The 15,660-nt window shown below is 46.0% G+C and carries 10 protein-coding genes and 1 pseudogene; 9 read left to right on the forward strand and 2 right to left on the reverse strand.

The window, feature by feature from the left end; all coding sequences use genetic code 11:
- The first annotated feature begins 9 nt into the window (after window positions 1–9).
- Window positions 10–1,584 carry an alpha-L-rhamnosidase-related protein gene (locus R70331_RS06765; protein ID WP_042173952.1) on the forward strand — a complete coding sequence of 525 codons (1,575 nt, stop codon included), beginning with the start codon at window positions 10–12 and terminating at the stop codon, window positions 1,582–1,584.
- A gap of 89 nt (window positions 1,585–1,673) precedes the next feature.
- Window positions 1,674–3,653 carry a methyl-accepting chemotaxis protein gene (locus R70331_RS06770; protein WP_042173954.1) on the forward strand — a complete coding sequence of 660 codons (1,980 nt, stop codon included), beginning with the start codon at window positions 1,674–1,676 and terminating at the stop codon, window positions 3,651–3,653.
- A gap of 17 nt (window positions 3,654–3,670) precedes the next feature.
- On the opposite strand, the gene R70331_RS06775 is transcribed toward R70331_RS06770, so the two are convergent.
- A complete protein-coding gene (locus R70331_RS06775; protein WP_042173956.1) occupies window positions 3,671–6,181 on the reverse strand; it encodes a GH39 family glycosyl hydrolase in 2,511 nt (836 codons plus the stop codon).
- A 211-nt stretch (window positions 6,182–6,392) separates the two neighbouring features.
- On the opposite strand from R70331_RS06775, the gene R70331_RS06780 reads away from it, so the two are divergent.
- From R70331_RS06780 to R70331_RS06810, 7 genes and pseudogenes are all read left to right on the forward strand, one after another.
- Entirely contained in the window at window positions 6,393–7,898 is a 1,506-nt protein-coding gene (locus tag R70331_RS06780) for a sugar ABC transporter ATP-binding protein (protein WP_052418952.1), read from the forward strand.
- A gap of 19 nt (window positions 7,899–7,917) precedes the next feature.
- Complete coding sequence (locus R70331_RS06785; RefSeq protein ID WP_042173960.1) at window positions 7,918–8,868, forward strand: ABC transporter permease; 951 nt, start codon at window positions 7,918–7,920, stop codon at window positions 8,866–8,868.
- Window positions 8,869–8,931: 63 nt separating this feature from the next.
- Window positions 8,932–10,134 carry a sugar ABC transporter substrate-binding protein gene (locus R70331_RS06790; RefSeq protein ID WP_042173962.1) on the forward strand — a complete coding sequence of 401 codons (1,203 nt, stop codon included), beginning with the start codon at window positions 8,932–8,934 and terminating at the stop codon, window positions 10,132–10,134.
- Between the two features lie 27 nt (window positions 10,135–10,161).
- Window positions 10,162–11,160, forward strand: coding sequence for an ABC transporter permease (locus R70331_RS06795; RefSeq protein ID WP_042173964.1), 999 nt, complete (start codon window positions 10,162–10,164; stop codon window positions 11,158–11,160).
- A gap of 24 nt (window positions 11,161–11,184) precedes the next feature.
- Window positions 11,185–11,739: an RNA polymerase sporulation sigma factor SigK gene (sigK, locus tag R70331_RS06800; RefSeq protein WP_081947504.1), complete on the forward strand. Its 555-nt coding sequence runs from the start codon at window positions 11,185–11,187 to the stop codon at window positions 11,737–11,739.
- A 765-nt stretch (window positions 11,740–12,504) separates the two neighbouring features.
- A pseudogene (locus R70331_RS06805) lies at window positions 12,505–12,929 on the forward strand (sigma-70 family RNA polymerase sigma factor); the annotation flags it as partial.
- 404 nt (window positions 12,930–13,333) lie between these two features.
- On the forward strand, window positions 13,334–14,227 hold the full coding sequence (locus R70331_RS06810; RefSeq protein ID WP_042173966.1) for a phosphotransferase family protein: 894 nt from the start codon (window positions 13,334–13,336) through the stop codon (window positions 14,225–14,227).
- Between the two features lie 87 nt (window positions 14,228–14,314).
- Here R70331_RS06810 and R70331_RS06815 read toward each other — a convergent pair whose 3' ends face one another.
- The gene (locus R70331_RS06815) at window positions 14,315–15,370 is read right to left on the reverse strand and encodes a hypothetical protein (RefSeq protein ID WP_042173969.1); all 1,056 of its coding nucleotides are present in this window, start codon (window positions 15,368–15,370) and stop codon (window positions 14,315–14,317) included.
- Window positions 15,371–15,660 lie beyond the last annotated feature (290 nt).

Genomic DNA, 15,660 nt, shown 5'->3' on the forward strand with positions numbered 1-15,660 from the left:
GGATTAATCATGGAAGAGCCTAAAATGCAAACAGCATCTGTTGTTATTAAACCTAATGAAGAATTCATACAGGAAGCGGAGCGCCTTAAGCCTGCGCTCTTGAAGCGGAAGGTAGAAGCGGTACAATTGGTCAACGTGGTACGGGATGAAGCCATGATCCATGGATGGAAGGCGGAAGCCGCGGGAGAACCCGCATTACTCTCTGCCAAGGAGCTGGGAAAGGGGGATTCCGTGATTCTTGATTTCGGAGATCACCGGGTTGGATATCTCGCCTTTGATGTATCCTCCGTCGGCAGCCCGCCGGATGCACCGCTGCAATTGAAGCTTACCATTGGGGAGATGCCAGTGGAGATGGCTGAGCCATTCTCCGAATATGAAGGGTGGATCAGCAGCTCCTGGCTGCAGGAAGAGACGCTGACGATTGATGTACTTCCAAAGCGGATTGAGCTGCCACGCCGGTACAGCTTCCGTTACGTTAAGTTTGAAGTTCTGGCCTCCTCAATGAAATACCGTGCGATCCTTGATAATATCTCCTGTACGATGGTTACTTCTGCCGACATTTCGCAGGTTGAATCGCTGGATCACCCGGATGATATGCTGGAGAGAATTGACCGTGTCAGCATCCGGACGCTGGAAGACTGCATGCAGGAAGTATTTGAAGACGGGCCCAAACGGGACCGCCGTCTCTGGCTGGGTGATCTTCGCCTGCAGGCATTGGCCAATTATGAGACATTTCGCAATTACGACCTGGTCAAGCGCTGCTTGTACCTGTTCGCAGGGGTTCCGGACGAGAAGGGTAATGTATCAGCCAACTTGTTTATTGAGCCAACGCTGATCGCCGACGATACGTACCTGTTCGATTATTCCCTTTTCTTTACTACTTCTCTATTCGATTATTATACGGCTTCCCAGGACGAAAAAACGCTGCGGGCCCTGTGGCCTACGGCAAGAAGACAGGTGGAGCTTGCTCTGGAGCAATTGGATGACCGGGGAATCGTGCAGGACCGGCAAACCTGGTGGTCGTTCATTGATTGGCAAATGGACCTGAATAAGCAGGCTTCTTCTCAGGCTATTCTGATCTATGCACTCAAACGGGCTATTCGAATGGCAGTGTGGGTTGGGTGTGAGAGTGCCGGTCGTCTGACGGAGCAGCTGTCTGCAATTGAGGAAGCGGCACTGAAGCATTTATGGGACGGCGAACTGAACTGGTTCGTGAGCGGTGAGCAGCGTCAGGTGTCCTGGGCAAGCCAAATCTGGTTTGTACTTGCAGAAGTAATGCCTGCCGGAGCCAATAAAGAGCTGATGCTCCGCTTGCTCGATACCCCGCCTGACATAGGCTTGTCCACTCCGTACATGCACCATCATCTGGTTGAAGCTTTACTGGTTTCGGGCTGCCAGGAGCCGGCCGTTGCTCATCTGAAAGCGTATTGGGGCGGAATGCTTGCCGACGGAGCAGATACATTTTGGGAGCTGTATGATCCGGACAATAAAACATTTTCACCTTACGGCAGCTATCTGATTAACAGCTACTGCCATGCCTGGAGCTGTACGCCGACTTATCTGATCCGCCATTACGGACTGTAACTCCTACAATAAAGAGAAGCACTTGTCTAATTCCTTCCGGGTTGCAAGTGCTTCTTTATGCAAACGGTGATAAAGGAGAAGTATTGCCTGTGAAAACATATTCGATCAAAAGATTGATCATTGTAATGCTGCTTGCCATAGCAGTTGTACCTGTAATAACTTCTACGTACTGGTTAATTTCCGGCTACGACCGCGAATTAACGGATCAAGTCAAGGAGAAGCAGCTGCAAATGGCAGAATCCAATGCTGCCATTATGAACAATTGGCTGAATGCAAAGATTAGCACTATCGATGAAATTAGTAGCCGCAACCGTGAACTCCTGCTGGAAGGTGATACCGGGAAAATTGTCCCCTTATTAAAAACACTGAAAACAACAGACCCGGAAAATATCTCTTTTTCCTACACGAATGCGGACGGAATCTCTTATGGAAGTGACGGAGTGGTTACGGACTTTGCAGGCGAGAATGATAACTTCAAATCTATTGAAAATGTTCAGATCACAGACGTTATGCCGTCTGGGGGGAACAATCTGATCATCATCATCGTTCCTCTGCGGAATGAAGAAGGTACATATAAAGGAAATCTGTTCTCGGTTATGAAAGCCGATATCCTCCTGAAGGATCTCAAAGCTACGCAGCAGGATTCCGGAGCTGATATCTTTCTGCTTTCATCCAAAGGAGCTTATATTGCCCATCAAGATGAACAGATGATCGGAGTATCCGTGAGTAAAATGTTGAATGCTGAAGCAGCGGCTAAATTCAATAAGCATGTGCTGATAGAGCAGCAGGGGACATTGACATACAAGGATGACGCTAGAGATGAGACTGTATTTTCTTCCTTTGCAACGGTGCAGAGAACGGGCTGGAAAGTGGTAGTTACAGGTGATACGGATACTCTCCTCGCAGAGGCGTCAAAGGCTAAGCGGGTGTCTTTAATAATGATAACGGTTACAATATTGGTCGTTGCACTCATTTCACTGTTTTGCTCCCGTTTACTGCTGCGTCCCGTCCTGTCTTTATCCTCGTTTATGCGGAACGTGGCGACTGGCGATTTATCGAAGCGTTTAGACGTCCGTGTCAACAATGAATTCGGACAGCTGCAACGAAGTATTAACGGGATGTTGGATGAATTCTCCCTGCTGATCCGAAATATCGGGTCGACTGTTCAAGAGACAGTGGATACATCGGCCATAATGGACCGGTTGTCAGCCCATACTACCGAGGATGCCAGGAACATCTCCAAAGCGGTAACCGCGATAGCGGAGAGCTCCCGGCAGCAAGCTCTGGATTCAGAGCAATCGGCTAGAGGAGCCGAAGAAATCAGCGGCAGTATCCGGCATATTGCCGTATCCGCCGCTGCAATGAATGAGCATTTCGGAGGCGTTATGCATGCAGTCGGACAAGGTTCAGATCACGTTCAAAGCAATGAGGCGCAGATGACGAGCATTCACCAATACTTAAATGTTGCAAGGCAGGAGGTAGGGCAGCTGTTGGAACGGGCCGGCGAAATTCAGGCCATAGGTAAATTCATTGCGGATATGGCGAAACAGACGAATATTCTGGCACTGAACGCCGGAATTGAAGCAGCCCGTGCCGGAAAGCAAGGTCAGGGCTTCGCTGTGGTGGCTGTGGAAGTGAAGCAATTAGCTGCAGAAACGGCAGCAGCTGCGGGACAGATCGCCGATCTTGTGAATAGTATTCATGGTCAGTCAGTCCGCACCTATCAATCCATGGATAAAGGCATGGAAGAAACGGAGCGCGGAGTACAGATCACTCACCAGACAGGAGCAGCGTTTGAACAGATTGTTCAGCTGATTCAAGGGATGAACGGACAGATTGAAGCGGTATCCGCAGCCGCTGAGCAAATATCCGCCGGTGCGGATGAGATTTCTGCTTCCGTCCATGACATGCGGGATGTATCCATAGCTGCGATGGACCGTCTACAGGAAATTAATGAGACGGCCCAAGCACAATCGGTTTCCATGGATGGCATTGCGGCGGCAGCGGCAGCCCAGACGTGGCTATCCCGTCAACTAGAAGAGCTGATCGGAAAATTTCATATAATATGAAATGACATTGAGCATGATTAACTTTCCAACAGGATCTCGACGTAGCGTACCTCCAGAAGCTCAAGCGTTGCCATATACATCAGCTCACCTCCGTCAACTTCTGCTTCCCTTATTTTAAGAGCCGGAGCGGAGGAGTGGCTTAACAGATCCAGGTCTTCTGCACTTTGGAGGGGCATTGCGCCGAATTCCATCCATTTGTCGAAGCTGCTTCCCGATTTCCGGTTTATGACATACTCTTTAATCACGCACCGTCCGTCAGGGAGGTTCTTCAGAGGTATGGACATTTCCAGATTGGAATGGCTCGGGAAGGGAGTATAACGGTTGATCGCGGTCATATTAAATAGCTCTCCGGAAGCGAACAACTTATTATAATGCTCATAGTTGTACAGCATGATCCGGATGGATTGCCCGCTGCGGGTGACAAAAAAACCATTACCTTGTGCCAGCAGCTGATCCCCCAGCCGGTTGATAAATTGAAACACGTAATAATGAGGTTTCTTGATTCCGTTGTAGGTAAACAAGCCCAGCCCGCCGTGGAAAATCTCGCTGCGGTGCTGGGTTTCTTCAATCAGATCGGTCAATACCCAATAGCCGAAGCTGTCAAGGCGGTCATAGTTCTCCAGCAGATTCTTCGCCAGGTAACAGGACTTGAAACAGGTATCATTGATCAGATTGCGGTGCGACACCGTCAAATTCCATTCTGTCATATAGATGGGGAGGGTATCCATGCCTTCCTCTGCTGCCACTTCCTTGACGCTGTCGATAAATGCATGAAAGCGGGTCGCGTCTTCGCTCAATTTGCCGGTGTAGGTAGTGAACTGCTTGGTATGAAGATCGAAATTGTCGAAGTTATCTGCATAGAAATGCAGGTTCAGAAACTCGGGTACACATTCATGCTTCCGTGTCCAGCGGATAAATTCCCTTGCCCACCCGATGCTGTAATCTGAGGTCATCAGCAGCGAAGGTGTACCGAAACGCAGCGCGGAATCACATGCCTTCACTGAATGATATGTATTCAGGTACAGTTCGTAAAACAGGCTGTCGTCTCCAAAACCAAACATCTGACTGGAGGTATCCGGCTCGTTCCACACGCAGAAAAGCCATTCGGTGATTCTGGCTCTTCCGTACCGCTGCTGCAAATGAGTAACAAGTTCGGTTACAAGCCGGTTCCAGAGCTTGATGTCCTTCGGCGGGCTGGTATTAAAGCGGGAAGCGAATACAGTCTTGCCGGGCTGGCTGGCCAGTGATTCCGGCATAAAGGACAGTTGAATCAGCGGCTTGAGACCGATGGATAACAGGAAGTCCATTACTTTATCGACATAGACGAAGTTGAAGTGCCATTTGCCGTTCTCATCCACTGAGCATACCAGCATATCGTCTGAGAGCAGACCGTGAAATTTGATGTATTCATAGCCTACCTCCCGCTGAAGCGTTCTGAGCATTTCCTGCACATCGGCCAGCAGCAGTTCCTTGGCCCGCCCTACGGATGTGAAGGTTTTGAAAGTATGGATCAGCGTCTTGCCGGGACAGCCGCAATCAATCTCTTCAGCTTGAAGATAACGGTTGCTCCGCTGAAGCAGCCCTGAGCTGTTCTCCGGCTTGTCCAGATACTTGGCAATTTGCTGTAGATAATTGTGCTGGTCGAACTCCAGATAATTGACAAGATTGTCTGAGACGGAAAGCGGGGACCCGGAAGACAGGTCTGGGCCACTAGGGAGCTGCTTACGGTATTGGCTGGGCAGCATATTGTATTTTTTCTTAAACACCCTTACAAACGAACGTGAATCCGAAAAACCGTGCTTCTGTGCAATTTCTTCGACAGAGTTATCTGAGCTGATCAACTCGTTAACGGCATGAGAGAGCCGCACGTCATTGTAGTAAGCCGTAAAGTTCACCCCCATATACCTCTCGAAGAAGGCGGAAAGATACGGAACAGAGAGGTATTCCTCTTCGGCGATCCGGGTTAGAGAGAGCTGTTCCCTATAATGATCGTTAATATAATTCATGATTCGCGAAAGCCGGGTCAAATGTTTCTGAGAGGTGATTTCCCGTGAACTCTTTTCCACTTTGAAATGCTGAATCAGCTCGGAAAGCAGCGCATAAGCCAGGGATTTAATATGGAAGCTCGCCGCCTCATCGAGGATATGGCTGTCTTGAATCAGATTGGCAATGATTCTCTTCAGGGCCAGGAAGCCCTGATGGTTGTCACCGGTCTTGGTGCTGAGATCAAAATAAAGATCGTTCAGCTGCTCCTGGGGAAGTCCGAATTTGGACAGGTTAATCTGCAGCGCGACCAGAACGCAGCCCCCGGCCTGAAGTTCATGGACCGAGTTGCTGTTAATCAGGAACATGTCTTCTTCTTCCAGGGTAAATGACCGGTCACCCACTACGAGTTGAACGCTGCCGGACAGAACATAGAGCAGTTCCAGACTCTGATGCCAGTGTTTCGGAACGGTTCCGAGCTTGTGCATAAAGATCTTGATCGGGACAATGTTGTTAAAATTAATGATTTCATGCCGCTCTTCCATGATTTAAGCCTCCAGTATAACAATAAAAAATTGATCATTTTCGGTCTATACTCACTTCTTTAATATTACATGCATCATAACTGTCCCAATGCTTGTTGTAAAGGCTATATGACCATAACATATGGTGCCTTTTCACCAAACAAGCGTCCTAGGAAGCGTATACACTTTCAAGTTAAGCTATAGTCATAAAGTTAAAAATCATAAGGAGAACATGATGAGCACAAATGTATTGTTTGAGGCCGTGGATATCTGTAAACGCTTTGATGCGACCGTTGCTCTGGACCAGGTCAGTCTTACGGTTCGCAGAGGAGAAATTCGCGGCTTAATCGGCGAGAACGGCTCCGGAAAGTCCACGCTATCCTCCATTATTGCAGGTATTCAAAAGGCTGGAAGCGGTTCAATGACATTAAATGGGCAATCTTACGAGCCGGTAAATATGATCGATGCTTTGGACAAAGGTGTGGGCATGGTTGTGCAGGAAAGGGGGACGGTGTCAGGTATAACGGTAGCCGAGAACATCACTCTGGGGGAGAACTCGAAGTATTCCCGCTGGGGAACCATCAACAAAAAGGCGCTGTACAATCAGGCTGAACAGGCCCTGAGAGGCATAGGAGTTACCCATATTAAGGCTTCCGATCCGACGGACAGCATTGATATGCAAGACCGGAAGCTGATCGAAATTGCTAAAGTTATGAGCCGTCATCCCGAAATGATCATCGTCGATGAGACCACTACTGTGCTGTCCCAATACGGACGCGAGGTTATTTACGGCTTGATGAAAGAAATGAAAGCGCAAAACAAGTCGGTCATCTTCATCTCCCACGATCTGGATGAGTTGATGCAGGTATGTGATTCGCTCACGGTGCTCCGCGATGGCGTATTCATCCGAAATTTAGAAAAGCCGGAATTTGACGAAGATACAATCAAGCAACTGATGGTTGGCCGGGAGATGACCGGCAGTTATTACCGTGATGACTATGATGGGAGTTACGGTGAGGAGGTTGTCCTTTCTTTGGTCGACGGAAGCAAGGGCGACCGTTTGAACCAGGTTAGCTTGAGTCTGCACAAGGGGGAAATCCTGGGGATCGGCGGCTTATCCCACTGCGGGATGCATACGCTGGGCAAGGCACTGTTTGGCTTTGAAAAGCTGGACAGCGGCACCGTTGAAGTTGCCGGCGGCCGGAAAATCCGCAGTGAGCGTGAAGCGATGGAGCTTGGAGTAGGGTATGTGTCCAAAGACAGGGACGTCGAAGCATTGTCCCTGCAATCAAGCATTAAGGATAACATCGTTATCGCCGGTCTGGATCACATCAAGCGGCCTCCGTTCCTGATCTTCTCCAAAGACGAGAAGAAGTATGCGGCTCAGCTGATTGAACAGCTCAGCGTCAAATGCGCATCGATGGAGCAGAGTGTTCAAAGCCTGTCGGGAGGCAATAAGCAGAAGGTTGTATTTGCCAAATGGATTGGCCGCGGCTCGGAGATTCTTATCCTCGATTGTCCAACCCGAGGGGTAGATATCGGAGTGAAACAAGCGATGTACCAGCTGATCTATCAGCTGAAGTCGGAAGGCAAATCCATTATCATTATTTCCGAGGAATTAAGCGAATTAATCGGTATGAGCGACAGACTTCTGATTATGAAGGACGGCCGGATTACAGGGGAATTCGCCAGAAGCCCCCAGCTGTCCGAATCGGATGTCATTTCCTATATGATTTAAGCGGAGGTTCGGTGTACGAATGAATTTGTTATGGACCAAACATAAAAGCACAGTTGCGGCTTCAGCACCGGTAATTGGACTGATCCTGCTTGCAGTGTTATACATCGTTGTTATGCAAGGGGATATTACCCCTTACAATCTGAACATTATTGTTAACCAGCTGATGATTACGGCTGTCATTTCCACCGGTGCGATCTTCATTTTCTCCATCGGAGCCTTTGATATCTCGCTTGGGGCCGCAACCGCAGTCAGCGCTATGGCTGGAGTTCTGGCGTATAACGCAAGCGGATCGCTGCTGGTTATGTTCCTGGTATGCCTGTTGATCGGTGTCATCATCAGCCTCTTTAATTCAATACTCGCTGCTCTGTTGAACCTGCCGGTATTTGTAACTACGATTGCGATGCTCAGTGTACTGAACTCGGTTATCGAATTGCTGCTCGGCGGCCAATCCAAGCTCAGCATCAGCAGTGAGGCAGCGGCTTCGGCGGATACCATGCTGGTCAAGTTATCCATCCTGATTCTGTTCTTCCTGATTTGCCTGTTTATATTCCGGTACACGCCGATTGGCCGGCAGAATAAGTTTCTGAGCGCGAATCCGGTGTCCGCCAAACAAACAGGCCTCTCCAGATCCAAGCTGACGATCATCGCCTTTGCCATTGCCGGCATTGGCATTGGGTTAGCTGCCTTTCTGACCATCGTCCGCGCTCCTGTACTCAGTAAGACCACTGCATCTTCCGTGGGCATGGACGTGTTAATTGCACTCGTCTTTGGCGGGATGCCGCTCTCCGGCGGAGCCAGATCGAAGATCAGCGCAGCTCTGGTGGGCGCAACCTCGGTTGTGCTGTTAAATCAAGTGCTGCTCGCCCTCGGGTTCTCTTCCGGAGTCAATCAAATTGCTAAAGGCGTGCTCTTTCTGGTGGTAGTGTTTGTGGCAAGCATCGGATTCCGGGATAAACTGCTTCCCCGATAGGGCTTGAACCATGGGCAATGATATATCACATTCAGGTTCGTTACATTAAATAGGAGGGTCATTATGACAAAGCACATGCTTAAACGTTCTATGTTTCTGTTACTCAGTCTACTTCTGGTAGCCGGGATACTCGCCGGCTGCAGCGGTAACTCGGAAGCGGGAGAAGGCGCTGGAGGGAAAAAGATAAAGCTAGGGGTCCTGATTTATGACGCTACCGATTCTGAAGTGGTAGCATTTAAGAACTATTATGAAAAGTATATTTCCAAGAATTACAATGTTGAGTTTACGTATTCGGATACCATCAACACAGCCGAGCAGGAGAAGGCGGCTATCGAAAATTTCATAAGTCAGCGGATCAAGGGCATTATCTCCTTCTCGGATCAGGACCGGCTGGCCAGTATTGCAATGTGCGAGGAAGCACAGGTTTATTATGCAGTCGGAGCAGGGACGCTTTCGGATGAGCAGTACGAGCAGGTGAAGGACAACAAGTATTATGTCGGCTCAATCGGCCCTTCCCTGGACAATGAAGAGCAGGTCGGCTATGACATGGCTAAATATTATATCGGGGCAGGAGCCAAGAACTTCCTCTTGTACACTGGCGGTTATCCGTTTGTCTCCATGCACAAGAAAAGAACTGACGGAATGATCAAAGCTTTCCAGGAAGCTGGAGTGACGTATACTGAAGACAGCAACGGAAATATCGGCACATTCTCGGGCGGGGGCTTTACGATAGACACCATGACAGGATTCCCGGATGATTCCGGCGCATTCTATGGCACAGCGGGACAAAAGCTGGGGGCCGCTAATCTGGAAGTCGTGATAACTGCAGCACTTGGCGTTGAACTATTCGGAACGTCGATTTCCCAGACCAATCCCAATTTGAAGCTGGCGACGGTCAGTTCCTTCACTGATGCCTACAAATCAGCTTTTAATGCAGAACCGCCGCAAGCCGATTATCTCGCCGGGAAGTTCGCATCTTCCATTGGACCAATCTTTGCAGCCGTATACAATGCTGTAAATGGAGATATCGATAGTGTCCGTGACAATGGTCAAGCCTTCCGTCTGGCTCAGGGGTACTGGACTGCTATCGGTAAGGAGCATTTTAACGAAATGTTCGAGCTATCCAATAATGTAGAAACGCCTGCGTATTCCAAGAAAGATCTCGACACTGTTATCAAAGCGACGAACGGAGATACCGATTTTGAGAGCTTCAAACAGTTTGTGGAAGCCTACACCTATGAGGATATTCAGAAACTGCATCAATAAGCGGGAAGCAAACCAAAGGTGGTATACATGAGCAGAATAGTAAAAAATACGGCTTACACGCTGATTATCCCTGTCTTTGTACTCTTATTGTTTATCTTGTTAACCTCCATAACTGGAATAAGCCTGTTTGGAAATCAGGGTCATGTACTGACATTTGTGCGCTCTACGGTTGTCATTGCCTTTACGGCTTGGGCATTGGGGCTGAATCTGGACTCCGGCCGTTTCGATTTCTCAATTGGCTCCGTATCGTTATTGTCTTCGCTTATTGGAGCCAAATTGGCGGTAAGCTACGATCTCTCACCCGGAATGATGTTCATCCTGATTGCAATGACGGGAATGCTGCTTGGACTGATTTCAGGCTTGGCCTATATTACACTCAAATTGCCCCCACTTATTCTCTCGCTTGGTGTAACCCTGATTTATGAGGCATTCACTTTTGTGATCACCGGAGGAGAGGGGCTGCTTATCTCCACAAACCTTTCGTTAGTCAAGTTATCCTCCTTGGAGAATTTGCTGTGGATGGCTGGAGCTGGCCTCGTGCTGATGATCTTCCTTACCAACTTTACAGGTTTTGGTTATAATCTCAGGGCCTTGCAGCATGGGCAGAAGATTGCGGTTCATACCGGTGTAAATGAGAAGCGGAATGCAGTAGCTTGTTACATGCTGGCCGGACTGTTGATGGGCGTTGTAGGCAGCATTAATATCACTACGCGCGGCTCGGCATCTGTTGTACTGAATTTTTCTTCAATTTCCTTGATGTTTACTGCGTTTCTGCCACTATTCTTAGGCGGTTTCATCGGCAGGTATAGCGAAGAGAAGCTTGGGATATTCCTGGGAAGCGTAACCAGCGCCATAATCACATTGGGCTTTGTCCGGCTGGATGTGTCTTCTCAAATGCAATCGCTGTTCAATGCCATTATCCTTCTCTTATTCCTGGTGTACCTGAACAATGAGAATAAAGTGAAAGAACTGGTGATTCTCAAAGAAAGAAGCAGAATGAAGCGGGCCTCAGCTCGTTCAAACTAATGGATAGGCAGTCCGATTAATTGAATATCGGGCTGCTTTTTCATTTCTCTGACATCACATCGTGTCCACAACCTCAAGAAGTTCGACAACACCGGCGAAGACATGGAGGACCTCATCTCCATTGGAACGATCGGGCTGATCAAGGCGATTGAGAGTTACCGTCCAAACAAAGGCACGAAGCTCGCCACTTTTGCTGCCCGATGTATTGAAAACGAAATCCTGATGCACCTCCGCTCGCTGAAAAAAACACGGAAAGACGTGTCGCTCCACGATCCGATTGGGACAGACAAAGAGGGAAACGAGATCACAATGATTGATATCCTCGGCTCGGAGACGGATGATGTGATTAAGGAAGTGGATTTGAAGATCGAGAAGAGCAAGATCTATCGGAATCTCGATATTCTGGATGAACGCGAGAAGGAAGTGGTGCTCGGGCGGTTTGGGCTTGATACAGGCGGGGAAGAGCGGACACAGCGGGAGATTGCGAAGGACTTGGGCATAAGTCGCAGCTACGTGTCGCGGATAGAGAAGAGGGCGCTCATGAAGTTGTATCATGAGTTTTATAAGGCGAAGCGGTGAGATCACTATATATATATAAAAGCATCTTAGAAAAGCGACTTGTCTGCGGATAAGTTGCTTTTTATTTTTAAATAGCTTGCTTGTTTATTAATTAAATCTCATTAAGTCTATAAGCAGAACTATATCCAAAATAATAATTGAATATAATTGGTGAAAAGTGATAGGTGAAAAATAGATGTCCTAAACATCACTAAGGCAGGTATAAAACATCATATGTCGAATTAATCTGGAAATGTATGTATAATTTATTTTCATGGGGATGGGGCTCACTAGGGGGACCACTCATCTCATTATTGTTGGTTGTTGCTATGCTCGTTGTTTATCTTTCTTTTCTAATGAGGCCATTTCTCGAAAATTTAGTTATCGTAACTGGCGTATTCAACGTCATTAATCTTGGTGTAACATTAACTCCGGCGATTTATTCGAATGGATCTTATGCTGGACACCCATCTGATGGTTATCGAATAATTGCTGCTTTAGGGAAAAGACAGATGCATCCTTAGAAATGTAACAAGTGAATGAAAAGAAGTTATAATATTTAACCCATTTACTTGTTGATAAATCAAGAAGGGGTACAGACTTAGATTTCTTTTGACCCAGCACCAAGGTGGCTTCAGCTGATATCGTGTCAGTGATCTATATGTCCTGTTACGGACGGCTTTGCCCCGTAGTGAATTAATACGAGGGTCTTACCTTTGCTACACATTAACAGTTAACATCTATAACAAACGATGATCACGAGAAGAAGTGACATCGTATCGTGTCCATAACCTCAAAAAATTCGACAATACAGGGGGAGGATATGGAGGATTTAATCTCCATCGGCACGATTGGAATGATTAAAGCGATTGAGAGCTACCGGCCAAACAAGGGAACAAAGCTCGCTACGTTTGCGCCCGATGTATTGAAAACGAAATTTTGATGCACCTTCGTTCGCTGAAAAAGACCCGGAAAGACGTGTCGCTCTACGATCCGATTGGGACAGACAAGGAAGGTAATGAGATCACGTTGATTGATATCCTCGGTTCTGAGACGGATGATGTGATTAAGGAAGTGGATCTGAAGATTGAGAAGAGCAAGATTTATCGCAACCTCGATATTTGGATGAGCGGGAGAAGGAAGTAGTGGTGGGACGGTTTGGTTTGGATACAGGCGGGGAAGAAAGGACGCAGCGGGAGATTGCGAAGGAACCGTCAAGGACTAAATAAATTCAAGGCAGAGCATATATAACGATAACAAATAAAAAAGAGAAATTAAATTACAATAATGATATTAAATTATGGAAAAATATTCTGATATATTGTGTGTGAAATTATTTTAAAGAACAGTTCTAAAACATCTTATTACATTAAAATATTAACATGGTCTGAGGATAAAATTAGAAAAATTAAAAGTAGCGTTATGAATGATACAAATAATTCTCAAGCTTTTACTGATAAGCGTACAGTCCCATGGGGCAGAAATTTAACCTTGTTAAGGATATTTACTCGCATAATGACGTAGCTTTATAATCTATCAGCAAGTTTACGTAACCTAAGCTTGGATGCCTTTGGAATGCTCATTCTTGATCACATTTGAAAGTGGGGTTGGTTAAATGATTAATGCAACCAAAATTTGTGAAGACTTAAAGCTGCCTGTAACCGATATCGAAAAAATGCTGAATTCCTATAGCTCCAGCGTATTTAAAATCCGCCTGCAAAATAAAACCGATTGTATTCTAAAAATCCCCTTCAGTATGGAAAAGCTTAATAGAGAAGTTACAGCCCTTCAATTGTTAAAAGAATACCTCCCAGTTCCAGAGGTTATGGAAATCTGGAAAGAAAGTGAACAGAATCGCGGTGCCATTCTAATGACTTGTCTATCCGGGAATACACTTTCTATTGAGAACTTAGATTATCGTATATGTGCGCAATTAGGTGAAATGTTGGCCATGTTACATGAAATTCCAATGCCTTCTTATGATCTGGGCTCCAAACAACAGGATGGTAATCTAAGCTTATCCTGGCACTCCGCTTTACGTTCCCACTTCGAGGAATGGCTCGGAATAGGTAAAGGGAGTGTTCCTGATGAGATTCAGGAAAAGAGCAGGCTTATGTTCGAGCATAACTATCTCAAACTGCCGGAGCCGGTTTCACCAACGTTGATTCACTATGACTACCATCCGGGAAATCTGCTAATGCAAGATAGCCAAATCACAGGTATTCTAGATTTTGAGGGGGCAAGAGGGGCGGTTCCCGCTCTTGATTTCACTAAAGTGCAAACAGAGCTATGGGAAGTCCGGCCGGAAACTAAAGGCTGGTTTATGGACGGGTACCAGTCGGTACGGTCCAGCAAAGGTTTGATAGAACAGCTCCCTTTTTATAACTTCTATAATGCATATGGAAGCTTGGCTTGGAGCATAAAGAGAAAGGAACTGGGCAGTGATTTTTATCTTGAAAACCTAAAAAGACTCCAGGTCATTTTGAATCATTATTCATTTCCTATGTAAGATTACCGGCTGCACGCTATATTGCTTAGAAATTCCCCGCTTAATGTAGCGGGGAGCCGGCTTCCCTCATACTAATTCAGCTTTAAGTTACCCCTCCTTTTCCGCCCTTGCCCTGGCATCTTGAAGAAGGGATCTCAGGAGTGCAGCTTCCAGCTGTTTCATTTCTTCCAGCTTTTGTGCAATTCGTTTTAACGCCTCAATATCCCTGGAACCGCCCACGAAATGTTTTAGATACATCTTATTCAATAAGTAAGCTGAATGTTCAATTTTTGCATAAGCGTCGGAGAAGTTTGCTGTGAGATAATTTTTCTCCTCCAGATATCGTAAACGCATCAGCATGACTTTTTTGTGTTCCCAAAGTACAAAGAGGGGACGTTTGTCAAACAGATCTTCCTCATAGGTTATAAAATGAATAATGACATCAAATATATCTTGTCCGAACGCCATTTCACATGCATAGATGTACCATTGGTCGTAGGGATTTGCATACCGCACAGGTGTTTTAGATCCGTTTAAATACTCCTCCAGCTCGATTAGCAGATTCTGCAAATCAAATTTATAGGTATGACTGAGAGCCCAAAATTCATTTGCCTCCCGATATCCAATCAATTTAACACCTTCCAACCAATCGCTTAGTTTAAGGTTCTCAACCTGATCGTATGCTTTCCGGATCTGGTCCAAAGGGATTTCTTCGTAGCTGTATTTCCCATTAGTGAAATTATCAGCTGCGTAGAAAATACTCCGTTCGGTATCAATACCATAGATAAAGAGATCATGTACCTGATGATTAACTTGATATTTAGCATATTTGGATATGTAATAGCTATCAATTATTAGATAAATATAATAACCTTCCTCCAAGCTATGGATCAAGAATTCAACAATATCGTCGTAGGCCCTTTTTATTATATTTCGATGAATGTGCTGATGAGATATGAACGGGCATGTGATAAACGGGTTATTGGTATAAAAGTCAAGACGTAACAGCTTCTTCTTATAATCGTTTTTATCCACAAAGAGCTGAACGTAGTTGTTCAGGAACCATTCCGTGTAACGGTCATTTTGTGAAATAACCGACAGTAAATTTGCATGATTAGGATAACAAGTGAGCGCAGGATATTTCATCGGCAGTTTGATATGCATGAAAATACTCCTTTGTGTTTGTTTTAAGAAATACTTCTATTTACAAAAAAGTATAATAAAAAAATATACATTCCTGTATTTCTTTCCGCAAACTGTAACATAAACCTAATAATTATGATATACATTATGTAACTTGTCTCTTATTTTTATCTATTTTTTAGAAAAAGGAAAATGACAACATAATTACAGGGACTGAGCCGGAAAATCACTTTTATTATAGGAGTAATAACTTATAATTTTGTTTACATACAAATAAACCATTTTATGCTTTTGTTGACACATCCTTCTTC

The sequence above is a fragment of the Paenibacillus sp. FSL R7-0331 genome (assembly GCF_000758645.1).
Lineage (GTDB): Bacteria > Bacillota > Bacilli > Paenibacillales > Paenibacillaceae > Paenibacillus_AQ > Paenibacillus_AQ camerounensis.